This is a genomic window from Novosphingobium sp. SG754, assembly GCF_013149315.1.
Lineage (GTDB): Bacteria > Pseudomonadota > Alphaproteobacteria > Sphingomonadales > Sphingomonadaceae > Novosphingobium > Novosphingobium capsulatum.
The window spans coordinates 303,801-330,201 of sequence record NZ_JABGCC010000003.1; the positions used below are offsets into that span (position 1 = coordinate 303,801).

Genomic DNA, 26,401 nt, shown 5'->3' on the forward strand with positions numbered 1-26,401 from the left:
GCCGCGCCACGGCGCAACATAGGCCGATGTTGCGCACGCTCTATCCCCCGATCGAACCCTATGAAACCGGCACGCTCGATACCGGCGAGGGGCATGTCATCGCCTATGAACGCTGCGGCACGCCCGGCGCGACGCCGGCGGTGTTCCTGCATGGCGGGCCGGGCGGTGGCATTTCGCCCACCCACCGGCGCCTGTTCGACCCGGCGCGCTATGACGTGCTGCTGTTCGACCAGCGCGGCTGTGGCCGCTCCACTCCCCATGCCGGGCTTGAGGCGAACACCACCTGGCACTTGGTGGCCGATATCGAGCGGCTGCGCGAGATGGTCGGCGCGCAGCAGTGGCTGGTGTTCGGCGGCTCGTGGGGCTCCACCCTCGCGCTCGCCTATGCCCAGGCGCATGTCGACCGCGTCAGCGCCATGGTGCTGCGTGGCATCTATCTGTGTTCCCAGGCAGAGCTGGACTGGTTCTATCAGTTCGGCGTGTCGCAGATGTTTCCCGACAAATATGCCCGCTTTGTCGCGCCGATCCCGCCCGAGGAACGCGGCAACATTTTGGCCGCCTATCACCGCCGCCTGACCACCGGGCCGATGGAAGAGCGCATTGCCGCTGCGCGGGCATGGAGCCTGTACGAGGGCGAGACGATCACCCTGCTGCCCGATGCGGCCAACAGCGCGCAGCACGATGATGGCCATTTCGCCCTGGCCTTTGCCCGGATCGAAACCCACTATTTCACGCATGGCTGCTGGCTGGAGCCAGGCCAGCTGCTCGCCGGGGCAGAGCGGCTGCGCCATATCCCCGCCACGATCGTGCATGGCCGCTATGACATGCCGTGCCCGGCGCACTATGCCTGGGCGCTGCACCAGGCCTGGCCCGAGGCGGAGTTTCACCTGGTCGAAGGGGCCGGCCATGCCTTTTCCGAACCGGGCATTCTCGATCAGCTGATCCGCGCCACCGATCGCTACGCGCGATAGGCGCGGCGGCCGGGCACCTGCAACTGCACCACCACGCCGCCGGTAGCGCCGTTGCGAATTTCGATCCGGGCACCCAGCGTGGCGGCGCGTTCACGCATGCCGATCAGGCCGAAATGGCCCGCCGCGCCTTGCGTCGCGCCGGTAAAGCCGACGCCATCGTCGCTGATCCGCAGCGTGAGCATGCGACGGCCGTGATGCAGGGCGATGGTGATGGTCTTTGCCTGAGCGTGGCGACGGGCATTGGCCACCGCTTCGTGGGCGATCGCCACGCACTCCTCGGCCACGGCGATCGCCACCGTGCGCGGCTTGCCGCTGCAGCGCAGGATCACGGGCGGCACATGGCCATCGCTGCATAGCGGCGCCAGCGCGCGCGCCAGATCGACGGCATCGGGCGCCGGGGAGCGCAAGTCGATCACGCGGTCGCGCGCGGCGGCAACCACGTCATCGCCGCGTTCGAGTGCGGCATCGAGTTCGGCCCGCGTGGTGCGATCGAGTGCGCCACGCGCGGCCACCGCCTGGAACCGCAGGATCAGGCCCTGCACCCCTTGCAGCAGGGTATCGTGCAATTCGCGCGCGATGCGCTCGCGCTCGGCGATCTGGCCCTCGCGCTTGGCCTTGGCGCGCGCGATCAGCACGCGGGTGCGCTGGCGATAGAGCGCCTGGGCCACGAACAGCACGAGCGCGGCGACGGCGAGGCGAAACCAGGTGGTCTGCCAGAATGCCGCGCGAATGGTGAACGTCAGCGCCGCGCCCTGCGGCTGCCAGGCGCCCTCACGGTCGGTGGTCTGCACGTCAAAGCGATAGGTGCCGGGCGCCAGGTTGGCATAGGAGATGTCTTGCGCCGTGCCGTTGGCCACCCAGCCATCGTCCAGCCCGCCAAGCCGCACGCGAAAGCGCCGCTGCGCCGGGGTGGCAAGATCGAGCACGCCATAGCGGATGGTGACTTGCGTCGTCCCCACCGGCAGCGCCAGGCCTGGCCGCGCTGGCCATTCGTGGCCATTGGCGCCCAGCGCGCGCACGAACAGCGAAAAGCGGGTTTCGGGCAGGGAATTGGCCCAGGGCAATGCTTCAAGCACGCCTTGGCGGGTGAGGGCAAAGACGCGATCCTGCCCATCGCGCACGATCTGTTCGCCCGAACCGGATTGGGGCAGGGCAATGCGGCGATCGTCATCATCAAACGTGACGTGCGGGATCGGCCGCATCGGGTTGGCAAAGGCTTGGGTGAGCGCGGCGGTGCTGACCCGCGACAGGCCGTGATAGCCGATCAGCCAGGTCTGGCCAGCGGCGGTGGACACCACCCCGCGCGTATCGAACAGCCAGGGATGATCGCGCGCGTCGAGGATCTGCACGCCCTTGTCATCCAGGCGCAGCAGGCCGGTGGTGCCGCCTATCAGCACATCGTCAGCGCGCACGCTGAGCGTGCCGGGCCGCTCGAACCCGATCTTGCTGCCATCCCAGGTGCTGAGCGCGCCATTATCGAGCCGGGCGATGGTGCGCCGATCGAGGATCATGACCAGGCGCCCCTGCCGGTCGAAGGCCAGGCTTTGCGGCTGGCCGAGCCGGGGGTCGAGCGCCACCGGTTCCAGCCGTGCCCCCACCTGGTGCAACAACCCCAGGCCGCTGGGCGAAAGCCACAGCGCGCCACTGGCATCGGCGGCGCAATCCTTCACTTCCAGCACGTGCCGGGGCAGGGGAAGCGTCTGGCCACGGTGCGGCCCGGCCACCACCTGGGCATGATCCGGGCTGATCGCCCAGACATCGCCATTGGCGCCCGCGCACAGGCCCATGACCCACGGTGGCACCTGGGCCAGCGCGCGCGGCGCCTGGCCGGGATCGATCTGGTACACCGCCGCATCGTTGGCAAGATAGACGCGGCCACCCTGGGCCGTGGCCAAGAGACCGCTGCCGCCGCGCGGCGCCATACTCGGCAGCACGCGCAGCGGTGAGGGAGAAAACCGGTCAAGCCCGCGCTCTGTCCCCACCCAGACATTGCCATCGCGATCAGCCAGGATCGGAGATGCGCGATCAGAGGTCAGGCCCTGCTCTTCGCCGATCCGCTCCACCGCGCCACTGCGCGGCCAGATCGCCACCAGGCCCGAGATCGCGGTGGTGGCCCAGATCCGCCCGAACGGATCGGCCACGGCGCGATAGAAGTTGGCCGACGGCAGCGCGGTGCCCGGCACGACAAGCCGAGCGGCGGCGCCGCGATCCGGCACGCGGCGCAGACCTTGGGAATCGATGAGATAGAGCGCATCGTCGGGCGTCTGCATCATGGCGCCGCCGCCCGACACGGTGAGCGGCACCGCCATGGGGTGAAACGGGCCAGGCCCAATCGGCCAGCGGAACGGCTGCCCGCCCCAGGTGACGAACCACATGTCCCCCTGGCGCGAAAGCAGCTGCGGTTCGGCCTCGTTGGTGTCGAACGTGGGGGCGATCATCGCCTGCCAGCCACCGGCGGTGTGGCGATAGACCGCATGCTCGCCATCGCCCACCGCGATCCACGGCTCGCCATCCGGGCCGATCGTGATGCTGGTGATTTCGGCGGCATCGCCGGGGCGGCCAGCATCGTGCAGGCGCCCGTCGCGATAGACCGCCACGCCGCCGCGCCCGGCATAGCCCAGCCAGATGCTGCCATCGGGCGCGGCGGCCAGCGCGCTGACGGCGGTGGCGGCGCGGGGGTGGCCAGGCGGCGGCGGCACCGCCTCGAACGTGGTGCCATCGAAGCGGAACAGCCCTTCGACGCTGCCCACCCACAGGAAGCCGTCGCGGTCTTGCGCCAGGGATTGCACAAAGCGCGGGGCATGATCGCGCGCGGTCCAGCTGCGGTGCTGCCAAGCCGGCGGTGGTGCGGGCGGCGGTGCGGGCTGCTGGGCCGCGTGGGGCTGGACCGTCGCTGGCGGGGCGCCCGCGCCGGACGCCGCCAGGCCTGCCAGGCCGCAGAGCGCGAACAGCACCACGGCGCCGCCGCGCCAGAGGGGAAGAAGTTTGCCTTGCGTGTGTGTCATGCCCGGTCGCCGTCCATCGGCAATCGCGGGCGCTTGCGCAAGGGTGTGTGTAAAAGCCTGCGCGCCGGGGCTTGCCCCAGCGCGCAGGCTTTTACCGCCCGCTCACTCAGACGCGGGTGATGATGGTCTCGATCGGCAGGCGCGACTTGGGCAGGCGGCCGTTGTAATCGGCATCCTTGTCGGCATAGCCCAGCGCGACCACGAACAGGCTGGTGAAGCCCTTGTCCCGCAGGCCGAATTCGATATCGAGCAGGCGCGTGTCGATCCCTTCCATCGGCGTGGCATCGATGCCCAGCGTGGCCGCGCCCAGCAGGAACTGCCCGAGATTGAGATAGACCTGCTTGTCCAGCCAGTGCTGCTGGTCGCGCGTGTCGAACTTGTGGATGCCCGAAAAGGTGATGCGTCCGCCATTGGCGCGCGCCTTCATCCCTTCGGGATCGGCGGCAAAGCGGCCATCGGCCTCTTCCTGGGCGGTAATGCGGGCGATGTGTTCGGCGCTGGCATCGATCAGGCTGGCAAAGACCACCACGTGCGAGGCATCGCGGATGGCCTTGGCGTTGAAGGCAAAGCGTTCCTGCGCGGCCTTGGCCACGCGTTCCTTGCCCTCTGCCGTGCCGGCCACGATGAAGTGCCAAGGCTGCAAATTGGTGCTCGACGGGCTGAAGCGCAGCAGGTTTTCCAGCGTTTCCATATCAGCGTCGCTGATGCGGCGCGCGGGGTCATAGGCCTTCGCCGTGTGGCGACGGCGGGCGGTGGCAAGAATGTCGGACAGGGGAGATTCTCCTGGGGCTGGGCAGCCGGGCAGCGGGCGCCCGGCCGGGTGTCAGCCCGCGTTATGGGTATTGCCCACGGCATATTCCATGGCCTTTGGGGCAGGCCCGATCAGATCGGGCCATGATTTTTTCTCTGCACGCAGGGCATTGCCCTGGGCGCCGCGCGGCGATAGTGAGGCGCCAATCGCATGGACCCGGTGCAACCCCGGGTGGCTATTCCGGCCGCCAATCCGCCGGACAATGCTTGTCGCCGGGGCGCTATTCAGCCCTGTGGCCGGCGGACGGCAGCCCCTGCTGCCCGCCAGATCGGCCGCCTGTTCGCCCGTTGCGACCTCCTCGGTTTTTTGTCAGCATGAACAACAGCAGTTTTGCGCGCTATCGCGCCGAATGGTGGGACAGCGCCACCAGCGCCCGGCGCGACATCCTTGCCGGCATGGTCGGCACTTTTGCGCTGATTCCAGAGGTTATCGCCTTTTCCTTCGTCGCCGGGATCGACCCGGAAGTGGGGCTGTTCGCCTCGTTCGTGATCGGCATTGTCATTGCCTTTGCCGGTGGGCGGCCTGCCATGATTTCGGGCGCGGCAGGCTCTGTCGCGCTGGTTGCAGCAGCGTTGGTGCATGCCCATGGCCTGCCCTATCTGCTGGCCGCCACGCTGCTCGCCGGCGTTTTCCAGATCGTGTTCGGGCTGCTCAAGCTCGACGTGCTGATGCGCTTCGTTTCGCGTTCGGTGCGGACAGGCTTTGTCAACGCGCTCGCCATCCTGATCTTTTCGGCGCAGGTGCCGCAGATGCTCGATGTGACGTGGCATACTTATGCCCTCATCGCGGCTGGCCTGGCGATCATCTATCTGGCGCCGCGCATCACCACGGCGATCCCCTCGCCGCTGATCTGCATCGTGGCCTTGACCGCGATCAGCATGGCGTTTCCCATGCCGGTCCACACCGTGGCCGACCTCGGCCGCCTGCCTGCCACCTTGCCGTCGCTGACCTGGCCCGGCGTGCCGATGGCGTGGGAAACGCTGCGCATCGTCATGCCCTATGCCCTGGCGATGGCGGCGGTGGGCCTGCTCGAATCGATGATGACTGCCAGCGTGGTCGATGATCTGACTGAAACATCGAGCAGCAAGGCGCGCGAGTGCACCGGCCTGGGCCTGGCCAATCTTGCCGCCGGGCTGTTTGGCGGCATTGCCGGGTGCGGCATGATCGGCCAGACGGTGGGCAATGTGCGCTATGGTGGCCGCGGGCGGCTGTCCACGCTGGTTGCCGGGGTGTTCCTGCTCGTCGTGATGGTGCCGCTGCGCCCGTGGGTGGCGCAAGTGCCGGTCGCGGCCCTGGTGGCGATCATGATCATGGTGTCGATCAGCACGTTTTCGTGGGGCTCGATCCGCGATCTGGCGCGCCATCCCAAGGTTTCGGGCGTGGTCATGGTCGCCACCGTGCTGGTGACCGTGGCCACCCACGATCTTGCCGCCGGTGTTGCCGTGGGCGTGCTGTTGAGCGGGGTGTTCTTTGCCTTCAAGGTGACGCGGATGATGGAAGTGCGCGACAGCTATGACGCGGCCAGCGATACCCGCACCTATGTCGTGACGGGCCAGGTGTTCTTTGCCAGCGCGGATATCTTTGCCGACCGGTTTGACCTGCGCGATGATGCCAGGCGCGTGCGGATCGACCTGACCGCCAGCCACTTGTGGGACGTCACCGCCGTGGGCGCGCTGGAAGACGTGGTTTCCAAGATGCGCCATCATGGCATCGCGGTGGAACTGATCGGGCTGAACCAGGCCAGCGCCATCCTGGTCGATCGCCTGGCGCCGGCGATTTCCTAGCGCACAGGGACTGGTCAACGCGAAACATATCCATTAATCTGGATATATGGATAGTGATTCGGCCATAGCGGCGCTGGGTGCCTTGGCGCAGGGCACGCGGCTAGACGTGTTTCGCGTGCTGGTGCGGCACGAGCCGGCCGGGCTGGCGGCGGGCGCAATCGCCCGCCTGCTCGGCGTGCCGCAAAACACCATGTCGGCGCATCTGGGCATCCTCGCCCGCGCCGGGCTGGTGCAGTCAGAACGGCAAGGGCGCACGATCGTCTATCGGGCAGACCTCGATGGCCTGCGCGCCGTGATGCTGTTCCTGGTCACCGATTGCTGCGCGGGGAATGCCGCGCTGTGCGCGCCGCTGGTGGCCGCGCTATCCCCCTGTTGCTGAAAGGATCTGCGGCGTGAGCGTCGACATTGTCATCTACCACAACCCGGAATGCGGCACCTCGCGCAATACGCTGGCGCTGATCCGCAATGCCGGGATCGAGCCGCACGTGGTCGAATACCTCAAGACGCCGCCGGCGCGCGATCTGCTGGCGCAGCTGATCGTCCGCGCCGGCATCACGCCGCGCGAACTGTTGCGTGCAAAGGGCACGCCCTATGCCGAACTGGGCCTCGACAATCCCGCGCTGAATGACAGCGCCCTGATTGATGCGATGATGGCCCATCCCATCCTCATCAACCGCCCGCTGGTAGTCTCGCCGCTGGGGGTCAAGCTGTGCCGCCCGTCCGAAGCGGTGCTGGACCTGCTGCCCCATGCGCAGCTGGGCGCCTTTGCCAAGGAAGATGGCGAGGTTGTGGTCGATGCCGCCGGGCTGCGGGTGATCTGAACCATGGGCACGTTCGAACGCTATCTTTCGCTGTGGGTGGTACTGTGCATCGTGGCCGGCGTGGCGCTGGGCCAGGTCTTGCCCGGGCTGTTTGCCGCGATTGCCGCCGCGCAGCTGGCACAGGTCAACCTGGTGGTGGCAGGGCTGATCTGGTTGATGATCGTGCCGATGCTGCTCAAGATCGATTTCGCGGCGCTCGGCGCAGTGCGCCAGCACTGGAAAGGCGTGGGTGTAACCCTGCTGATCAACTGGGCGGTAAAGCCGTTTTCGATGGCGCTGCTGGGCACGCTGTTCATCGGCTGGCTGTTCGCGCCGCTGCTGCCGGCCGGGCAGGGGCCATCCTATATCGCCGGGCTGATCCTGCTGGCGGCCGCGCCGTGCACGGCGATGGTCTTCGTATGGTCCAACCTCTGCGATGGGGAGCCGACCTACACGCTGTCGCAAGTGGCGCTCAACGACGTGATCATGGTGTTCCTGTTCGCGCCGCTGGTCGGCCTGCTGCTGGGCGTGGCGGCGGTGCAGGTGCCCTGGGCCACGCTCCTGCTGTCGGTCGTGCTCTATATCGTCGTGCCGGTGATTGCCGCGCAAGTGTTGCGCCGGGCCGTGCTGGCGCGCGGCGGACAGCCGGCGCTCGGCAGGCTGCTGGCCGCGCTTGGCCCAGTTTCGCTGGTCGCGTTGCTGGCCATGCTGGTGCTGCTGTTCGGCTTCCAGGGCCAGGCGATCGTGGCACAGCCGGTGGTGATCGCGCTGTTGGCCGTGCCGATCCTGATCCAGGTCTATGGCAATGCCGCGCTGGCCTATTGGCTGTCGCGCCGCATGGGGGTGGCCTGGTGCGTGGCGGCGCCCGCCGCATTGATCGGCGCGTCGAACTTTTTCGAACTGGCAGTGGCGGCCGCGATTTCCCTGTTCGGGCTGCAGTCGGGTGCGGCGCTGGCCACGGTGGTGGGCGTACTGGTGGAAGTGCCGGTGATGCTGTCGATCGTGCACGTGGTAAAGGCCACGCGCGGCTGGTACGAACAGGCACCGGCCTGAACCCTGCGGCAAACTTGCCCCCCGCCAAAAGGCCATGCTTTCGCCGCCGCGCATAAGGGTGTAGGCGCGCCCCCTTTGCAGGCAAAAGAAAGTGTAACAGGGATGATCGGCACGACGCGCAAGCGGGCCATGCGGGGCGCGGCCATGGCGCTGGCGATGATGGCGGGAACGGCCGCCGTCGCTGCCCATGCCGCTGCGGCCAATGATGCTGATACTGGTGACGGCACCCGGCCGATCCGCGTCATCGGCCATCCCGATCCCGAAGGGCTGCTGCCCGATACCGACGCGCCCAAGGCGGTCAGCACGATCGGCGCGGCGTTCATCGAAAAGCAGGCCGCCACGTTCAACGCGTTCCAGCTGGTCAACATCCTGCCCGGCGCCAATGTGGCCGGCACCGATCCGTTCGGCCTGTCCACCTCGTCCAGCCTTACCCTGCGCGGGTTGGGCCAGGATGCCATCGGCGTGACCATGGAAGGCGCGCCGCAGAACGACATCGGCTATTACTTTGCCTATCCGGCGCAGTTTGCCGATCCTGAGAATGTGGCGCGGGTGGAATTGAGCCAGGGCTCGGCCGATATCGCCGCGCCGGTGATCAATGCCGTGGGCGGGTTGCTGGCCTTGAGCCTGGACGCGCCGCACCGCGATTTCGGGGTCATGGCCGATGCCTCGCTCGGCTCGTTCAACGAACGCCGCGTGTTCGTGCGTGTGGACAGCGGCAACCTGGGCCAGGCGCCGGTGCGCGCGTTCCTGTCCTATTCCAACAACAGCGCCGACAACTGGCGCGGGCCGGGCGTGGACAAGCGCCAGCACATCGACGCCAAGATCGCCGGCGAATGGGGCAATGGCAACACCGCCAGCCTGTCGGTTTCCTATAACGACGCCAGCAATTCCACCTATCTCAGCCCGACGCTGGCCGATTGGCAGGCGCAGGGGCGCGGGTTCAACCTGTCGGCCAGCTATGGCGCGGGCGATCTCAACTATTGGCGGCTCTATCGCCAGCCGTTCCGCAACCTCTATTTCGCAGCGCCGGTGCATCTGGTGCTGGGCACGGGGCTGACGCTCGATACCACCAGCTATCTCCAGTTCGGCTATGGCAACTCGCCCTATGGCGCCTCGCTCGGGCCCGATGGCTATTACCCCGGTACTTATCTGGGCACCCAGGCGCTTGACGCGCCGCTCAAGCTCGCTGGCCTGGAAAATGGCGGCACGGTCAACGTGCTGGGCAACTGGCTGGGCGAACAGATGCGCGCCGGGCAGATCGCGCGGCTGACCCTGGCGCGCGGCGCCCACACGCTGACGGCCGGGCTGTGGATCGACTATGGCAGCGACCGCGTGGTCGAAAGCTTTACCCCGCTTGGCGCCAACGGCGATCCGGTCGATGGCTGGGCGCGCGACGAGCACGCCGTACGCACCGCCGATGGGCGGCTGTTCTCGATCGGTGATACCAAGACGATCACTGTGGCCAAGGCGTTCTTCCTGGCCGACAGCGTGGCCCTGTCGCCGCGCGTGACGCTGGACCTGGGCTTCAAGGGGGTGGACCTGCTCCACGCCGGGCGCAACAACCTGCCCGGCAACCAGGGCCGCCTGCATTTCGACAGCTTTGCCGCGCTGCCGCGCGCGGCGCTGCATGTGCGGCTTACCGATCGTCAGCAGGTCTTTGCCAATATCACCACCAACTTCCGCGCGCCCGACGAATATACGCTTTACGATACCTATGATGGCTATGGCGGCATCGCCAGCTATGGCACCACGGCGCTCAAGAACGAATATTCGCTGGCGCAGGAGCTGGGCTGGCGCTGGCAGGGGCGCAATCTGTCTGCCTCGGCCACCGGGTTCCACTATGCCTTCCGCAACCGCCTGGTCGCCACCATGGCCAACGTCAACGGCGCGATGGTCAACACCACGCTCAATGCCGGGCGGCAGGAAAGCTGGGGCGTCGATGCCGAAGTCGATTGGCGCCCGCTTGCGGGGATGAGCCTCTATGCCTCGGGCGAGTGGCTGCGCGCGCGGATCAAGGACAATCTGCCCGCAGGCGGCGATTTCCTGCCCACGGCGGGCAAGGTTGCGGTGTCGAGCCCGGCCTGGCAGTTTGCCCTGGGCGGCACCTATGACGACACCCGCCTGTTCGGCAGTTTCGCGATGAAATACCTTGGGCCCCAGTTCGCCACGTTCATGAATGACGAGCGCATTCCCGGCTATGCCACGCTTGACCTGTCGATCGGCGTGCACCTGGCCGGCTGGCTCGACGGCAAGCGCACCGATCTGCGTCTCAACGCCATCAACGTGACCGATCCCCATGTGCTGTCGGGCGTGCAGGCGGTAACCCCGGCGGCGCGCGACACCATCGGCACCGGCGGCACACTGATCGCGGGCGCCGCGCCCAGCTATTACATCGGCAGTGGGCGGGCCTTCATGGTCACCCTGGCGCGGCAGTTTTGAGCGGGAACGAACACCGCGTGCATGGCATGGGCACGGCGCTGGAAGCGCCGGCCTGGCCGCCGATCACCCTGGCTGAAGCGGCACAGGTGCTGGCGCGCCTGCCGCAAGGGGGTGAACTGCGGCGCCTGGAGTGGCACAGCCCGCGCCCGTTCTCGGCCGCCGCGCTGGCGCAGGCAGAGCATGGCACGGTATTTCTCAAGCGGCATCACCGCGCCATGCGCAGCGTGGCGGGCCTGGGCGCAGAGCATGCCTTCATGCGCCACCTAGCCGATCGCGGGCAGCCGGTGCTGCGCCCGCTGGCCGATGCCGCCGGGCACACCGTGCTGCCGGCGGGCGAGTGGGTGTGGGAAGCCCATCCCCTGGCGCCGGGCGACGATCTCTATCGCGATCGGCCCTCGTGGACGCCGTTTCTCAACGATCGCCAGGCCCATGCCGCTGGCGCCGCGCTGGCCCGCCTGCACCGCGCCGCAGCCGATTATGCCGCCCCGGCGCGCCCGGCCGAGCCACTGGTGAGCAGCGCGACGATCCTGGGCAGCGCTGATCCGCAGGCGGCGGCGCGCGCCTATGTCACCGCGCGGCCGGCTCTTGCCGGCTGGGCGGCGGGGCGCGCCTGGCGCGATGAACTGGCCGCCGTGCTGGCGCTGCATGATGCGCCCGGCGTGGCCAGCGCGCTGCGCACCCGGCCCACGCTGTGGACACACAACGACTGGCACCCCTCCAACCTGACCTGGACGAGCGGCGGCACGGTGGCTGCCGTGCTCGATTTCGGGCTGGCAGATCGCGGCTTTGCCCTGCTCGACCTGGCGATCGCGCTGGAGCGCAGCGTGGTGCGCTGGCTGGAACTGGGGGAGGGGACCGCACCCCTTGCCGAAATGGCGCAGGCCCGCGCGCTTGTGGCGGGCTATGCCCAGGAAGCGCCGCTCGACCAGGCCGATCGCGCGCTGCTGGCGCGGCTCTTGCCCTTGGCGCATGTCGAATTCGCGCTGGCGGAGGTGGACTATTTCGCCGGGCAGGTGCAGCGCCCGGGCGATGCCGCGCTGGCCTGGCAGGGCTATCTCATTGGCCATGCCGCGTGGTTCGCCGGGGCAGAGGGGCAGGCCCTGCTCTCCGCAATTGCGCAAGAGGATCAAGCATGAGCGCACTGGAACTGGTGGCCGTGGCCGTCAGCTTGCTGGGGATATGGCTGACCGCGCGGCGGATGATGGTGTGCTGGCCGGTCAACATCCTGGCCTGCGCGCTCTATTTCAAGCTGTTCCTCGATGTGAAGCTCTATGCCGACATGGTGCTGCAGGCGCTGTTCGGCCTGGCCATGATCTATGGCTGGGTGGCCTGGGCGCGCAGCCGGCATCCTGGCGCACCGGCCGCCGGGGCCAGCGACGCGGTGGACGTGGTGCCGCTGCGCCCGCTGGCGTTGCTGGCCGGGTTGGGCTGCGGCGCGCTGGGCGCAGTGGCGATCGGCTGGTTCACCAGCCACTATACCGATGCCGCGCTGCCGTGGATCGATGCCGCGCTGTCGAGCTTCAGCCTGGTCGCGCAGTTCTGGGCGGCGCGGCGCCACGCGGAAAACTGGCTTTTGTGGATCGCGGCCGATCTCGTCTATGTCGGCATGTTCGTGTTCAAGGGCCTGTGGCTTACCGCCGGGCTCTATGCCGCGCTGGTGGTGCTGGCGGTGCTGGGCTGGCGGCAATGGCGGCGCGGCGCCATGCCGGGCGAGATGGCAATCTCGTAACCCATATCAAGGAAAGCACGATTTCGCAGGGCAGGGTGGAACGGATCGGGCGGCCGTGCCGTTCATCGCCTATCATGCAACCCCTGCCTTGCGCGCCGTCGTCATCCGGCCCATTTCCCGCGTCGTCCAGCCTCCCTTCCATCGCCATTGTCGGTGCCGGGCCCACGGCGGTCTATGCACTGGATGCGTTGCAGCGCCAGGGGCCAGCCTGTCGCGTCACGCTGCTGGAGGCGGGCGGCCAGCCGGGGCAGGGCATCCCGTTCAACGCGCGCAACAATGGCGCGCATCTGCTGGCCAATATTGCCGGCTTTGAACTGCCGCCGGTGGGTGAAACGCTCAATGCCTGGGCCATGCGGCAAAGTGTGCGGCGCCAGGCCGCGCTTGGCGTGGCCGGGATGGCGCACGATCCGCGCGCGTTTTTCCCGCGCATGGCGCTGGGCGCCTATTATGCCGACCAGCTGGGCCGCCTGATGACGCCCGAGGCTGGCCCGTGCCAGGCAGAGCTACACTGCCATGCCGAAGTGCAGGATATCGTCGCCCGCCCCGATGGCGCGCGGGTGATCTGGACGCAGCGGGGCCAGCGCCACGCTGCCGATTTCGACGCAGTGATCGTGGCCAGCGGCTATGGCAAACCCGATGTCGGCACGCGGCTGGCCGGGGCCAGCGCACGCACCGCACGCGGACGGCGCGTGGCCGTGATCGGCAGTTCGCTCAGCGCGATCGACGCGGCGGTGGAACTGGCCGTGCGCCACGGGCAATTCCACGAGGCGGGCGATGGCACGTTGCGTTATGCGATGGAGCAGCCCTTTGCCGTAACGTTCCTGTCGCGCCATGGCCTGCTGCCCGAGGCGGATTTCTGGGTGCCGGAACAGGCGCCACCGCTGCGCCACTGCACGCCGGCTGCGCTGGCCGCCGTCGTGCACGGCGCCGATGGCGATCTTGACCGTACGTTTGCCCTGTTCGCCCGCGAACTGGCTGAGGCAGACCCCGACTATGCCCGCACGATCGACTTGCCGACGTGCGACGCTGACAGCTTTGCCACGCGCCATTTTGCCGCGCGCATGGGCAGCGATCCCTTTGTCCATGCCCGCGCCAACCTGGCCCAGGCGCGCGACAGCCATGCCCGCGCGCAGACGATCGCCTGGCGCCACGCCATCCTGCGCATGCACGAAGCCTTTGCCACGATCGTGCCTGACCTGAGCGACGCTGATCTGGCGCGCTTTTCGCGCGGGCTGAAACGCGTGTTTGTCGATAATTACGCCGCTGTACCGCACCTGTCGGTGGCGCGCCTGCTGGCACTGCACGAGGCGGGCGTGCTGACCGTGCAGTGCATCGGCCGCGATGCCAGCATGGCGCGCGCGGCCGATGGTGGCTGGACGATCGGCACTCCCGGCGCGGTCGACCAGTTTGACGAAGTGATCGATGCCCGCGGCCAGGCGCCGCTGGGTTTGGAAGACTTTCCCTTTCCCACGCTGCGCCTGCACATCTGCGCGCAGGCCCTGGCCGAAGACCGCCACTGGCATGAAGGCCTGGCGCCGGCGCAAGGCCACGTGCTCGATCCGGAAGATCCGGCGCTGTCGCGCGTGCATGTGCTGTCGCTGCCGTTCCTGCTGCATCGCCACCCGTTCATCCAGGGCTTGACCGAAAGCGCGGCCATGGCCCGCGCCTGCGTGGCGGCACTGGGTCGCCGGGCCGAGGCAAAGCCCCGCTCGCGCGACGATATCCACGCCGCGCTGGCCTGGCTCGATCGCACCGATCCGATCTATCAGGGCACCGACGTGCTGATGGTGGCGCGGCCAACGGCCTGACGCATCGCGAAAATATTTTTGCGCGCGGGATGACGGAAACGCCTGCGCGGTGCATCGATGCATTGATGCCTGCAATGTCTTCGTTCCTGATCGGCTGGGTCAGCCGCCATGTGCTGCCGCACGAGCGCGCGCTGCGCACGTGGCTGCGCACGGCCTTTCCGGCGATCGACGTCGATGACGTGATCCAGGAATCCTATTGCCGGCTGGCCGGGCTTTCCAGCGTCGACCATATCGATGATCCGCGCCGCTATTTCTTTCGCATCGCGCGCAATATCGTGCTGGAACAGGTGCGCCGCGAACGCGTGGTGCGGATCGAGGCGGCCAGCGGCCTGGCGGTGCTGGAACAGGGGGCGGTGGACGAGGAATGCAGTCCCGAGCGGATCGTGGCCGGGCGCATGGCGCTTGAGCGGGTGGAGCGCCTGATCGATGCGCTGCCCGAACGCAGCCGCCGCATCCTGCGCATGCGCAAGATCGATGGCCTGCCCCAGCGCGAAATCGCTTTGTCTCTGGGCCTGAGCGAGAACGTGGTCGAAAACGAAGTGGCGCGCGGTCTGCGCCGTGTGCTGGATCAGTTGACCGAGGGCGAACGCGCCGAAATGCCCACGCGCCGCAGGCGGCGCCCGCTGTTTGCCCGCCCCGCGCGGCAGGGAGACCGGCCATGATCGACCACGAAGACCCCGTCACCAACCCGATCGATGCGCAGGCCTGTCAGTGGGCCGCCGCGCTTGATCGCGATCTGGGCGCTCAGGAGGAAGCCGCGCTGGACGCCTGGCTGGCGGCCGACCCGCGCCATCGCGGCGCGCTGCTGCGGGCGCAGGCGGGCATGGCCCTGCTCGATCGCTGCCGTGCGCTGGGCACGGGGGATGGTAGCGGCGATGATGGTGCTGCTGACGCGGAGGAAGATGTTTCCACCCCTGGTTGGCGCACCACCCGCCGCCAAGCCATGGCGCTGGCCGGGGTGGGCGTGGCCGGTGGCCTGATCGGCGCGGGCGCACTGGCACTGTGGCCGCAAGGCTCGGGCATCCGCACCCGCATCGGCGAAATGCGCCGTGTGCCGCTGGCCGATGGCTCGATGGCCGTGGTCAACAGCGGCAGCGAATTGAGCGTGTCGTTCACCCGCCGCCGCCGCGACGTGGAACTGGCCCAGGGCGAGGCCTGGTTCCAGGTGGCCAAGGCGCCCGACCGGCCCTTTACCGTCACCGCCGGCCGCGTGCGGGTCCAGGCGGTGGGCACCGCGTTCAACGTCCGCCGCGCTGGCGTTGGCGTGGATGTGGTGGTGACCGAAGGCACGGTGAAAGTGTGGAGCGAAGGCGGCGAGCCGCAACTGGTCAAGGCCGGGCAGCGCGCGCGGCTCGATGATGGCGTGGGCCTGGCGGTCAGCGCGATCGCGCCCGATGCCGCGCAGCAGGAACTGGCCTGGCGCGAAGGGCAGATCGTGCTGGATGATGTGACGCTGGCCCAGGCGGCGCAGCGGTTCAACGCCTATCACGAAGATCGCCTGGAAGTGGACCCGGCACTGGCCGACCGGCGCGTGGTCGGTTCGTTCCAGACCAATGACATGGATGGCTTTGCCCAGGCCTGCGCGGCGATGGTCGGCGGCCGGGTGGAACGCGGCGACGGCGTGATCCGCATCCTGAAATAGATACATTCGAAATTTTTTTGGGACCGAGCCGACGGAAAATCGTTGGCCAGTCATCTGTAGGGCCGAACGCCGCAAAGGCGTGACAAACCTTCAGGGGAGGATACCTTGCGATCGATCCATCGCTTCTGCATTTCGTCATCCATGCTCGCCGCCACGGCGGTGATCGCCGCCGCGCCGGCCCAGGCGGATGAACAGGTGCGCCAGTTCGACGTTCCCGGCCAGCCGGCCAAGGACGCCATCGTGATCTTTGCCCATCAGGCGGGCATCCAGATCCTGGCGCCGGGCACGGCCACGCAAGGCCGCCGCATCGCCCCGCTCAAGGGCCGTTATACCGTGGCCGATGGCCTGCGCCGCTTGGCCGCGTCGAGCCACATGCGCCTGGTTTCGTTCGATGGGCGCACGGCGGTCTTGGCCGATGCGGGCATGCCCGATGCGCGGATGTCGGGCCAGCAGCCACGCCTGCGCCCCGAACCGCGCCCGATGGCCACGCCTGCTGCCGCGCAGACGATCGATCCTGCGCCAGCCCCCGCCGCAGCCGAAGCACCCGCGCCGGTCGAAGCCTCGCCTGCCGATGTCATCGTGGTGACCGGCAGCACCTCGGGCCGGCGCACGCAGTTCAACTCTTCCAGCAACGTGACGCTGGCCAATGCGGCCGAACTGCAGCGCAAGGCGCCGCGTTCCACCGCCGAAACGCTCGAACTCGTGCCAGGCATCTTTGTCGAGGCAACGGCCGGCCCTGCCTCCAACAACTATTCGGTGCGCGGCTTGCGCGGCGGCGGGCAGACGTTCATCACGCTGGAGCAGGATGGCCTGCCGATCCTCTATGGCGGCGGCGGCGCGGATTTCTATTTCCAGCAGGATCTGTCGGTCGATCGCATGGAAGCGGTCGAAGGCGGCACCTCGGGCGTGCTGGCCCCCAATGGCGCGGGAGCTACGATCAACTTCATCTCGCGCAAGCTCAATTTCGACAAGCTGGGCGGCGCGGTGCGCGCCACCGGCACGACCTATTCCGATTTCCGTGCCGACGCTTATCTGTCGGGCCCGATCAGCGATGGCCTGGCCTATAGCCTGAGCGGCTATTACTGGAGCCAGCGCGGCCAGCGTCATTCGCCGTTCCGCTACAACAGCTATCAGGTGAAGGGCCAGATCGAGAAGCGCTTCGACGACGATGGCTTTGTGCGCCTGACGCTGCAGCGTCGTGACGAGCACGATCCCTATTACGCCGACATGCCGTTTGCCGTCGATGCCTCGGGCAAGATCGGCAGCGTGCCGGGCACCGACCTGCGCTATGACAATGTGCTGGGCCAGGCGTTCCGCTCGATCGCGGTGCCCGATGCCTCGGCCACGGGCAATCGCCTGCGCACGTTCAGCGGCGAGGACGGCATCCACACCACCTCGTGGACCTATCGCATCGATATGGAAAAGCCGGTGGCCGATGGCGTGAAGCTGTTTGCCCGCGCGCGTTATCTTGATGGCAAGTATGATTTCAACGGCATCTTCCCGGGCAGTGGCTCGGGCACGGCGGGCCTGGCCTCGGCAGTCAACTATCTGACGCCGGGCACCTCGCCCATTGCCAGCACTCTGGCGGCGGGCGCGGCGGCGTTTCCGGGCACCACGCAGTTCGGCATTCGCGATACGCTGACCGGCAACGTGATCGCCGCCTCGGATACCGGCACGCTCAACGCGCTCAACGGCAATGGCCTGTTGCAGCAGACCGTGCTCAACCACCAGACGCTGGCCACCAAGGATTTCGGCAGCAATTTCGGCGTGACCTGGGACGCGCGCGGCGATGCGATCCAGAACTCGCTGACCGTGGGCGGCATGTATTACGATGTGCGCCAGCGCAACGACCAATCGGCCGTGGCCACCTTGATCAACGACGTGCGCGACAATTCGCATATCTATGACGTGGTGGCACTGGACCAGGGCGGCCAAGTGCTGGGCCAACTGACCAACAACGGCATGCTCAGCTATGGCAACTGGGGCCAGGGCATCTACAACAGCCACGTCGAAAGCCTGTCGGGCTATTTCAATGACGAATTGACCGTCAACGACAAGCTGCACATCGACTTTGGCGCGCGGTATGAGCATCAGCACATTTCCGCCAACATCGGCAACACCGCCATGGTCAACGAGGCAGTGCCGGCCGGCACGCCGGGCCTGGCGCGTGACGTGGGCAGCACGTTTGACGGCACCTATACCCATGTCGCCGCCAGTTTCAGCGATTGGGCCTATACCGCCGGGATCAACTACGAGCTGACGTCCAACGTCTCGCTCTATCTGCGCGGGGCCAAGGGTTTCCAGACCAACGGGGCCGACACCGGCGGTGCCCATGGCCCGACCGACCTGACGCTTTACGAAGGCGGGGTGCGCCTGCGCACGTCGATCCTGTCGGCCTCGATCGTTGGCTTCCGCACGTTGTTCAAGAACCAGTCGTACCAGTTCATCGATCCGGCCGATCCGGCCAATGCCGTCAACGCCCTGGCTGACAACACCACCAACGGCGTGCAGCTTGACGCCGAATTGCGGCCCACGCGGTTCTTCAGCATCACCGCCACCGGCGTCTATCAGGTGCCGCGCCTGGTGAACCTGCGCTTTGATGGCACGGCGCAGCCGCAATACGAAGGCAACACGCCCGAACGCACGCCGAAAAAGCTGCTGACCGTGACGCCGTCGTTCACGCTGCCCCATGGGCTGGGTGAAATCTATGGCCGCTGGAAATACGTGGGCAAGATCTTTGCCGACGCCGGCAATGGCGTGGCGCTGCCCAGCTACAGCGTGTTCACGATCGGCACCAACCTCAACCTGACCGACCAGCTCAACCTGGCGGTGAGCATCGACAACCTGACCAACGCCAAGGGCTTTACCGAAGGCAATCCGCGCCAGGGCCAGACGCAGACGATCGTCAACGGCTATTTCTATGGCCGCGCGATTGCCGGGCGCAACGCCTTGGCCTCGTTGACCTATCGGTTCTGAAGCCCCCTCGTGCCGGGGGCTGCCCTCCCATGGCCCCCGGCACACCCTCTCTTATCCTTCGTCACCCCGGACTTGATCCGGGGTCCCGCTTCTTGGAGCTTGGCGTGACGCAGCAAGAAAAAGCGGGACCCCGGGTCGAGCCCAGGGTGACGATAGGAGGAACGATTGCTGCGCTATTCATAGGACACCCCATGATCCCCACCCGCGTGCTGGCCCCGCTTGCCCTGCTGCTGCTTACCGGGGCGGCACCCGCGCCGGTGGTGGAGGAGGGGCTCAATCTCAATTCCTTCGTGCAAGCAGGCGATGTCGCGGCGCATGTCGTGCTACGGTCTGGCAGCGATCCGCGCCTGATCGTGGCGTTTCCCGCGGGCAACAGCGGCACCGGGCTGTGGTTCAGCAAGCTTGCCCAGCCGGCGCGCTGGACGTTGGCCACGCCGCCGGTGCCGGTGCACGAAGCCGACGCGCAAGGCCGTCCCTTGCGCGGGGTGCGCCTGGCCGCGCAGATCACCACGCCCCGGCTCGATCTCAAGCAGGCGGTGCTGTCGAGCGTGCGGGTGCTGCGCGATTACCAGGCGCTGGGCAAGGCGCCGGCGCAAGTGCTGGTGGCGCCGCGCGTGGATGGCAACATGATCGTCTGGCAGCGTGACCGGCTCGATGGCCATGCCGGCTATCGCCTGGCACTGACCGTAACCCATGGCCGCGTGGCCGATGGCGCGATCCTGGCCGGGCCGGATGGGCGCATCACCCTGGCGATCACGGCGTTGAGCGGCGATCCCGCGCTCACGCCCTATACCGCGCCAACCCTGCTCACCCCGCAGGCCGCCGCCGATCCAGCGGCGCGGCGCGCGTTGCAATTCCTGAGCTATCATGAGAAATTCCTGGCCGGTTCGTGGCGGTTCAACACCTATTTCGGACGGGATACGCTGATGTCGGTGCGGCTGCTCATGCCGGTGTTGACGCCCCCTGCGGTGGAAACCGGCCTGCGCTCGGTGCTCACCCGCCTGTCGGCCGATGGCAATGTCGCGCACGAGGAAGATATCGGCGAATTTGCCGTGCTCGATCATCTTGCGGCCGGGCAGGGCGCAAGCGATGCGCCCACCTACAACTATGCGATGATCGACAGCGCGTTTCTGCTGGCGCCGGTGGCGCGCGCCTACATGGTGGACGATCCGCGCGGGCAGGCGCGCGCCGCCGCGTTCCTGGCCGAGCGCGATGGCGATACCGCGCTGGGCGCCGCGTTGATGCGCAACTTGCGTCATGTGGTGCAGGCGGCCGATGCCTTTGCCCGCGATCCGCGCTGGCAAAACCTCATCGCGCTCAAACCCGGCATGGATGCGGGCGAATGGCGTGACAGCAACGATGGCCTGGGCGGCGGGCGTTATCCCTATGACGTGAATGCCGTGCTGGTGCCGGCCGCGCTCGATGCGGCGGCGGCCATGGCCCAGGCCGGATTGCTCGATCCCTATGCCACGCCGGATGATCGCGCGATGCTGGCGCGCGTGGGGCACATGGCGCAGGTGTGGCACGATGAAGCCCCACGCCTGTTCCTGCAAAGCGTGGATGCCGCCACGGCGCGCGCGCGGGTGGATGCCTATGCCCGGCAGGAAGGCGTGCCGGCCGCGCCCGCGCTGGCCGCGCTGGGCAATGCCCCGCTGCGCTATCACGCCATTGCGCTCGATGCCGCCGGGCAGCCAGTGCCGATCATCCATTCCGATGAAGGCTTTGCCCTGTTGATGGGCAAGCCCGATGCCGATCAGGTGGCCCTGGCCGCCGATACCATGGCGCGGCCCTTTCCCGCCGGGCTGATGACCGGGGCGGGCATGGTCGTGGCCGATCCGGCGCTGGCCCCGGCGCCGTTGCAGGCGCGCTTTGGCCGCAATGCCTATCACGGCACGGTGGTGTGGTCGTGGCACCAGGCGCTGGCAGCAGCGGGCCTGGCGCGCCAGGCCGCGCGCACTGATCTGCCCGGCGCGGTCTGCGCCAAGGTGCGCGGGGCGCAAGGCGCCCTGTGGCAGGCGATCGATGCCAGCCGCGCGGTGCAGAGTTCCGAGCTGTGGTCATGGAGCGTGACGGGCGGGCGCTACAAGGTGGAAGCCTTTGGCGCGCGCGGCGGCGATGCCGATGAATCCAATGCCGCGCAGCTGTGGAGCACGGTCTATCTCGCGCTCAAGCGCCCCGCGCCGGGCATGACGGGCTGCGGCCCGCGATGAGCGGCGCGCCGATCGCCTCGATCGCCATCCTGGGTGGCGGCACCGCCGGGTGGATGACAGCGGCGGCCCTGTCCAAGGCGCTGGCGCCGCAAGGCGTGGCGATTGCCCTCATTGAATCCGATGCGATCGGCACGATCGGCGTGGGCGAGGCGACGATCCCGACGATCCACTGGTTCAACCAGCTGATCGGCCTGGACGAAGCGGCGTTCATGCAGGCAACCGGCGCGACCTGGAAGCTGGGCATCGAATTTCGCGGCTGGCAGGGCGAGGGCAGCGCCTATTTCCATCCGTTCGGCACCTATGGCCTGCCGGGTGACGCGCAGATGCTGCCGCACCGCCTGATCCGCGCGTGGAACGGCGGGCACCCGATCGATATCGAGGCGGTGTCGCTGACCACGCAACTGGCGCGGGCCGGCGTCTTTGTGCGGGGCAGCGGCGATCCACGCTCGCTGCTGTCAACGCTGGGCCATGCCTATCATTTCGATGCCGGCCTCTACGCCGCGTTCCTGCGGCGCATGGCCGAAGAGCGCGGCGTGCGCCGCCACGAGGGCCGCGTGACGGCGATCGACCGCGATGGCGAGACCGGTTTCATCCGCGCGCTCACCACCGAGCGGGGGGAGCGCGTGGCGGCAGACCTGTTCATCGATTGCTCTGGCCTCACTGGCCTGCTGATCGAAGGGCAGATGGCGGCTGGCTTTGAAGACTGGTCGCACTGGCTGCCGTGCGACAGCGCCTGGGCCGCGCCCACCGCCGCCGATCCGGCCGCGCCGCTGTTCACCACCGCCACGGCGGCGGCGGCCGGCTGGCGCTGGCGCATTCCGCTGCAACACCGCGTGGGCAATGGCTATGTCTTTTCCAGCCGGTTCGAAACGGCGGACGCCGCGCGCGACAGCCTGATCGCCGCGATCGGCACGCCCACGGCCGATCCGCGCCTGATCCGCTTTACCCCCGGCCGCCGCCGCCGCGCCTGGATCGGCAATGTCGTGGCGATCGGCCTGGCCAGCGGGTTCCTCGAACCCCTGGAATCGACCAGCATCCACTTGATCCAGACCGGGATCGGCAAGCTGCTGTCGCTGTTCCCGCGCCAGGACTGCGCGCCGCTGCTGGCCGAGCAATACAACCGCGTGTTCGCGCAGGAAATGGAAGACGTGCGCGATTTCCTGGTGCTGCACTATCACTTCACCCAAGGGCGGAGCGAGCCGCTGTGGCAGCACTGCCAGGCCACGGCTCTGCCCGAAAGCCTGGCCTACAAGGTGGACCAGTTCACCACGAGTGGGCGCCTGATGCTGCGTGGCGAAGAGTTGTTCCGCGATGCCAGCTGGTTTGCCGTCATGACCGGGCAGGGCTTGCGCGCGGGCGATCATAATCCGATGCTGGACGGCATGAGCGACATGGAAAACCTGCGCCACCTTGATGCCGTAAAGGCGGCGGTGGCCAAGAGCCTCGCCCAATTGCAGGCGGGCCGGGCATGAGGCTGCGCCCCCTCGCGCTCGCGCTGGTAGCACTGGCCACGATGGGGCAGGCGGCACCTTCGCCACAGCCCCCGCCGCAGGTATTGTTCGGTCCGCTGTTCGAAGCGGTGCAGGCAGCGCGGCTCTATCCCGACAGCAAGACCTTTGCCGATGCCACCCCGCGCGAGGCACCCGATGCGGTGATGGCTGCGTGGCGGGCGGAGCAGCCGCAGGGCCTGGCGGCGCTGCGCGCGTTTGTGAACCGGCACTTCGTGGTGCCGGCCGAGCCGGGGGCGCGGCCATCGCTGCGCGAGCATATCGCCGCGCTGTGGCCGCAGCTGACCCGCCCGGCGCTCACCCCGCCGCCGGGTTCATCCGCCTTGGCCATGCCGCAGCCTTATGTCGTGCCGGGCGGGCGCTTTCGCGAAATCTATTACTGGGACAGCTATTTCACCATGCTCGGCCTCAAGGCCGATGGCCAGGATGCGCTGATCGCCGGCATGCTCGATGATTTCGACAGCCTGGTGGCGCGCTATGGCTTTGTGCCCAATGGCACGCGCACCTATTACCTCGGCCGCTCGCAGCCGCCGTTCCTGGCATTGATGGCCGATCTCGATCCGCGCCACGATGCCGCCACGGCAGCGCGGCACCTCGCGGCGCTGCGGGCCGAGCATGCATTCTGGATGAAAGGCGCCACCGCCGCGCGCAAGAGCGGCGCATTCGCGCGCGTGGTGCGCATGCCCGATGGCAGCCTGCTCAACCGCTATTGGGACGATGCCCCCGGTCCGCGCGATGAATCCTGGCGCGAAGACGTGGCCACGGCGCGCGCGTCGGGCCGGCCGGCCGAACAGGTCTATACCGATCTGCGCGCCGGGGCGGAAAGCGGGTGGGACTATTCCTCACGCTGGCTGGGCGATCCGGCGCGACTGGAAACGATCCGCACCACGCAGATCGTCCCGGTCGATCTCAACAGCCTGCTATGGGCGCAGGAAAAGGCCATCGCCCGCCGCTGTGCCGAGGCGGGAGACCGCGCCTGCGCGGCTGACTTTGCCGCCCAGGCCGATGCCCGCGCCCGCGCCATCCAGCGCTGGCTGTGGCTGCCGGCGCAGGGGCGCTTTGCCGATTGGGATCGCGAAAGCCGCCAGGCCAGCCCGCGCGTTTCGGCTGCCACGCTCTATCCGCTGTTCGTGGGCCTGGCCCGGCCCGATCAGGCGCAGGCCGTGGCGCGGCTGGTGCGCGCGCAATTGCTGGCGCCGGGCGGCTTGCGCACCACGCCGCTGCGCACGGGGCAGCAGTGGGACGATCCGAACGGCTGGGCGCCGTTGCAATGGATCGCCCACGAAGGCCTGCTGCGCTATGGCGAGAGCGATCTTGCCGCCACGATCGCGCGCGCGTGGCTGGGCACGGTGCAGGCCGCCTATGACAGCACCGGCAAGATGCTGGAAAAGTATGACGCGGAAGCGCATGCGCCGGGCGGTGGCGGGGAATATCCGCTGCAGGATGGCTTTGGCTGGACCAACGGCGTGACGCGGGTGTTTTTGGAACGGTACGGGGATCAGCGTTAGGGTTCGCACCACCCCCCGACCCCCTCCTCTGAAGAGGAGGGGGAGCTGACACGCCGCTCTAAAGCCCCCTCCTCTTTAGAGGAGGGGGTTGGGGGTGGTGGAAACCTAAGCCGACCCCATCTTGCAAATCCGCCATTGCCGCGTATATTGCCCCTATATCGCGGCAATTGGTGAGGCAAGCGTGGCTACGGCGTTTCTGGTGGATGTGGTGGGGCAAGGCGGGGCGGTTTCGCCCGATGTCGTCTCGGGCCGTCTGCGCATCACCAAGACCGAACTGGCCCATGCCCTGGGCCTGTCGCGCGATAGCGTGTCCAAGGCCAGCCGCGTGGCATCGCCCGCCACGCAGAAGCGGCTGCGTGACATGGTGGAGATCGTCAACCGCGTGATCCCCTGGGCCGGCTCGGAACTGGCCGCCTTTGCCTGGTATCGGTCGCAGCCGCTGCCTTCGTTCGGGGATCAGACGGCAGAGGATCTGGTCCACGCCGGGCGGGGGGAAGCGGTGAAGCGCTATCTCAGCCGCATGGCCGAGGGCGGCTTTGCCTGATCGTGGCCGATCCTTTGCCGTTCAGCCGCCTGAGCGGCGCCGTCTATCGCGCGCATCATCCGCGCTGGGCGTTTGATCCGGTTTCGGGAGAAGGCGCGGCGCGCCATGGCGGGCGCTTCAATCCCGTGGGCATGCCCGCGCTCTATACCGCGCTGCGCCCGGAAACCGCCTGGCTGGAAGCGCAGCAGGGCTTTGCCTTCAAGGCGCAGCCGCTAACGCTGTGTTCGTATGACGTGGATTGCGCCGATCTGGTGGACCTGACCGACACGGCCACGCTGGCTGCCCTGGGCGTGGCCCCGGCGGATCTGGCCTGCGCCTGGGAAGACCTGGCCGATCGCGGGCACACCCCACCCACCTGGCACCTGGCAACGCGGCTGGTGGCGCAGGGTGCGGCGGGCGTGATCGTTCCCAGCTTTGCCCACCGCGCCCAGGCAGACGATCGCAACGTGGTGTTCTGGACCTGGGCCGAGGCGCCGCCCCACCAGGTGCGCGTGGTGGACGACCATGGCCGCCTGCCGCGCGACGACAGTTCCTGGCGCTAGACCTTCAATTTCTTGCCTGCCATGCGCACAATCCCAGGCTGGCACCCTTGGCCAGCGCGGCGGGCACCTTGGCATCGGCCAGGGCTGCGCTGTGTCCGCCCTGGCACACCACGGTTTGCCCGGTGATCCCGGCCAGTTCGATCAGCACCTGGTCCCAATGGCGATATTGCACGTCGTGCGCTTCGCCGGGATAGACGCGGAAGACGACCACGTTGGGGAAATGGTGGTGCCAGTATTCCGCCTGGTCGAGCGTGACCAGCGGATCGGCACCGCCCTGGTAGATGTGCACCGGCGCGGTAACCTTGGAAACATCGGGCGCCGCGCCGCAATAGCGCTGCATCTCGGCCGCCTCGGGCAGGGGATCGCCCATCTGTCCGCGAATGAAGAACGTGCGCGCGCCTTCCTCGAACGCGCGATCGGCAAAGCCGGGGATGCGCCGCGTTGGGCTGGTGGCGGGAAAGGCCCACCAGCTTTGCGGGTTCTGCACTTGCCCGGCAAGGGATTGCGCCAGCGTGGCGAGCGGCACGCCGCATTGCCGCCCCTGCGGATTGGTGGCTGCGGTGGCCAGCATGTGCAGGCTGATCACGCGATCGGGCATCGCCCCGGCCACGGCGGCCATATAGGGGCCACCGCCCGAAATCGCCACGCCGGCAAAGCGCTGCACCGCCAGGTGATCGAGCACGGCGCGCACCTCGCTGGCATAATCGGCATAGGTCCATCCCGGCTGATAGGCGGTATCGCCAAAGCCGTTGCGTTCCACGGTGATGAACCGCAGCTTCAGCGCGACGCGCAGGCTTTTAAGGAAATCGGTCATCCCGCTGGCGCGCGCGCTGGTGCCGGTGCCGCCGATGAACACCACGCTGCGCCCGCCCAGGTCACCGCTGTCGGTGAAATGGACCACGCGCCCGCCTGGCAGGGTCAAGGCCTGGACCGCCGGCCCGAAATCGTCGAAGCGATCGGGCAGCGGCGGGACCACTGCGGCGGGCTGGGCTGGTGCTTTGGCCAGGCCCGGGGTTGCGGCCGTCGCCGCCAGAAGAAACGCGATCATCAGGCGGCGCATCGGTCTTTCCT

The 26,401-nt window shown here is 68.0% G+C and carries 20 protein-coding genes and 1 other annotated feature; of the genes, 17 read left to right on the forward strand and 3 right to left on the reverse strand.

All coding sequences use genetic code 11. The features are described from left to right. The first annotated feature begins 26 nt into the window (after nucleotides 1-26). Complete coding sequence (pip, locus tag FHW97_RS09375) at nucleotides 27-971, forward strand: prolyl aminopeptidase (protein WP_054131427.1); 945 nt, start codon at nucleotides 27-29, stop codon at nucleotides 969-971. Here the strand turns inward: pip and FHW97_RS09380 are convergent. Beyond that, the gene (locus FHW97_RS09380) at nucleotides 959-3,976 is read right to left on the reverse strand and encodes a sensor histidine kinase (protein WP_171798782.1); all 3,018 of its coding nucleotides are present in this window, start codon (nucleotides 3,974-3,976) and stop codon (nucleotides 959-961) included. The genes pip and FHW97_RS09380 overlap by 13 nt on opposite strands. Nucleotides 3,977-4,082: 106 nt before the next feature. Further along, nucleotides 4,083-4,781 (reverse strand): oxygen-insensitive NAD(P)H nitroreductase, encoded by a 699-nt coding sequence (gene nfsB, locus FHW97_RS09385; RefSeq protein ID WP_216647726.1) that lies wholly within the window; start codon nucleotides 4,779-4,781, stop codon nucleotides 4,083-4,085. Nucleotides 4,782-4,936: 155 nt separating this feature from the next. Next, nucleotides 4,937-4,992: a sequence feature (sul1 is cis-regulatory element that is thought to sense ions involved in sulfur or methionine metabolism; They are found in Alphaproteobacteria), on the forward strand. Nucleotides 4,993-5,101: 109 nt separating this feature from the next. Between nfsB and FHW97_RS09390 the strand changes: the two genes are divergently transcribed. The 16 genes from FHW97_RS09390 (at nucleotide 5,102) to FHW97_RS09465 (ending at nucleotide 25,330) form a co-directional block, all read left to right on the forward strand. Beyond that, nucleotides 5,102-6,571 carry a SulP family inorganic anion transporter gene (locus FHW97_RS09390; RefSeq protein ID WP_171798783.1) on the forward strand — a complete coding sequence of 490 codons (1,470 nt, stop codon included), beginning with the start codon at nucleotides 5,102-5,104 and terminating at the stop codon, nucleotides 6,569-6,571. Nucleotides 6,572-6,617: 46 nt separating this feature from the next. Then, on the forward strand, nucleotides 6,618-6,950 hold the full coding sequence (locus FHW97_RS09395) for a helix-turn-helix transcriptional regulator (RefSeq protein WP_169048394.1): 333 nt from the start codon (nucleotides 6,618-6,620) through the stop codon (nucleotides 6,948-6,950). Between the two features lie 13 nt (nucleotides 6,951-6,963). Beyond that, nucleotides 6,964-7,392, forward strand: coding sequence for an arsenate reductase (glutaredoxin) (gene arsC / locus FHW97_RS09400; protein WP_168352276.1), 429 nt, complete (start codon nucleotides 6,964-6,966; stop codon nucleotides 7,390-7,392). Between the two features lie 3 nt (nucleotides 7,393-7,395). Further along, a complete protein-coding gene (gene arsB, locus FHW97_RS09405; protein ID WP_171798784.1) occupies nucleotides 7,396-8,424 on the forward strand; it encodes an ACR3 family arsenite efflux transporter in 1,029 nt (342 codons plus the stop codon). Nucleotides 8,425-8,526: 102 nt separating this feature from the next. Beyond that, a complete protein-coding gene (locus FHW97_RS09410; protein ID WP_253941701.1) occupies nucleotides 8,527-10,863 on the forward strand; it encodes a TonB-dependent receptor in 2,337 nt (778 codons plus the stop codon). A gap of 26 nt (nucleotides 10,864-10,889) precedes the next feature. Continuing rightward, a complete protein-coding gene (locus tag FHW97_RS09415; protein WP_171798949.1) occupies nucleotides 10,890-11,999 on the forward strand; it encodes a phosphotransferase enzyme family protein in 1,110 nt (369 codons plus the stop codon). Beyond that, nucleotides 11,996-12,592 carry a nicotinamide riboside transporter PnuC gene (gene pnuC / locus FHW97_RS09420; RefSeq protein ID WP_171798785.1) on the forward strand — a complete coding sequence of 199 codons (597 nt, stop codon included), beginning with the start codon at nucleotides 11,996-11,998 and terminating at the stop codon, nucleotides 12,590-12,592. The genes FHW97_RS09415 and pnuC overlap by 4 nt, the downstream gene beginning before the upstream one ends. 74 nt (nucleotides 12,593-12,666) lie before the next feature. Then, entirely contained in the window at nucleotides 12,667-14,400 is a 1,734-nt protein-coding gene (locus FHW97_RS09425) for an FAD/NAD(P)-binding protein (protein WP_171798786.1), read from the forward strand. 65 nt (nucleotides 14,401-14,465) lie between these two features. Further along, nucleotides 14,466-15,062: an RNA polymerase sigma factor gene (locus FHW97_RS09430; RefSeq protein ID WP_253941702.1), complete on the forward strand. Its 597-nt coding sequence runs from the start codon at nucleotides 14,466-14,468 to the stop codon at nucleotides 15,060-15,062. Then, complete coding sequence (locus FHW97_RS09435) at nucleotides 15,059-16,042, forward strand: FecR family protein (RefSeq protein ID WP_171798787.1); 984 nt, start codon at nucleotides 15,059-15,061, stop codon at nucleotides 16,040-16,042. The genes FHW97_RS09430 and FHW97_RS09435 overlap by 4 nt, the downstream gene beginning before the upstream one ends. 141 nt (nucleotides 16,043-16,183) lie before the next feature. Beyond that, entirely contained in the window at nucleotides 16,184-19,018 is a 2,835-nt protein-coding gene (locus FHW97_RS09440; protein ID WP_171798788.1) for a TonB-dependent receptor, read from the forward strand. A gap of 191 nt (nucleotides 19,019-19,209) precedes the next feature. Continuing rightward, nucleotides 19,210-21,228, forward strand: a complete 2,019-nt coding sequence (locus tag FHW97_RS09445; RefSeq protein ID WP_171798789.1) for a hypothetical protein — start codon at nucleotides 19,210-19,212, stop codon at nucleotides 21,226-21,228. Further along, the gene (locus FHW97_RS09450) at nucleotides 21,225-22,700 is read left to right on the forward strand and encodes a tryptophan halogenase family protein (RefSeq protein WP_171798790.1); all 1,476 of its coding nucleotides are present in this window, start codon (nucleotides 21,225-21,227) and stop codon (nucleotides 22,698-22,700) included. The genes FHW97_RS09445 and FHW97_RS09450 overlap by 4 nt, the downstream gene beginning before the upstream one ends. Next, on the forward strand, nucleotides 22,697-24,244 hold the full coding sequence (gene treF / locus FHW97_RS09455; protein WP_171798791.1) for an alpha,alpha-trehalase TreF: 1,548 nt from the start codon (nucleotides 22,697-22,699) through the stop codon (nucleotides 24,242-24,244). The genes FHW97_RS09450 and treF overlap by 4 nt, the downstream gene beginning before the upstream one ends. Nucleotides 24,245-24,425: 181 nt before the next feature. Next, nucleotides 24,426-24,788, forward strand: coding sequence for an antitoxin Xre/MbcA/ParS toxin-binding domain-containing protein (locus FHW97_RS09460; protein WP_054131413.1), 363 nt, complete (start codon nucleotides 24,426-24,428; stop codon nucleotides 24,786-24,788). Between the two features lie 2 nt (nucleotides 24,789-24,790). After that, nucleotides 24,791-25,330 carry an RES family NAD+ phosphorylase gene (locus FHW97_RS09465; RefSeq protein WP_245652472.1) on the forward strand — a complete coding sequence of 180 codons (540 nt, stop codon included), beginning with the start codon at nucleotides 24,791-24,793 and terminating at the stop codon, nucleotides 25,328-25,330. A gap of 4 nt (nucleotides 25,331-25,334) precedes the next feature. Here FHW97_RS09465 and FHW97_RS09470 read toward each other — a convergent pair whose 3' ends face one another. Next, nucleotides 25,335-26,390 (reverse strand): alpha/beta fold hydrolase, encoded by a 1,056-nt coding sequence (locus FHW97_RS09470; RefSeq protein WP_253941703.1) that lies wholly within the window; start codon nucleotides 26,388-26,390, stop codon nucleotides 25,335-25,337. Nucleotides 26,391-26,401 lie beyond the last annotated feature (11 nt).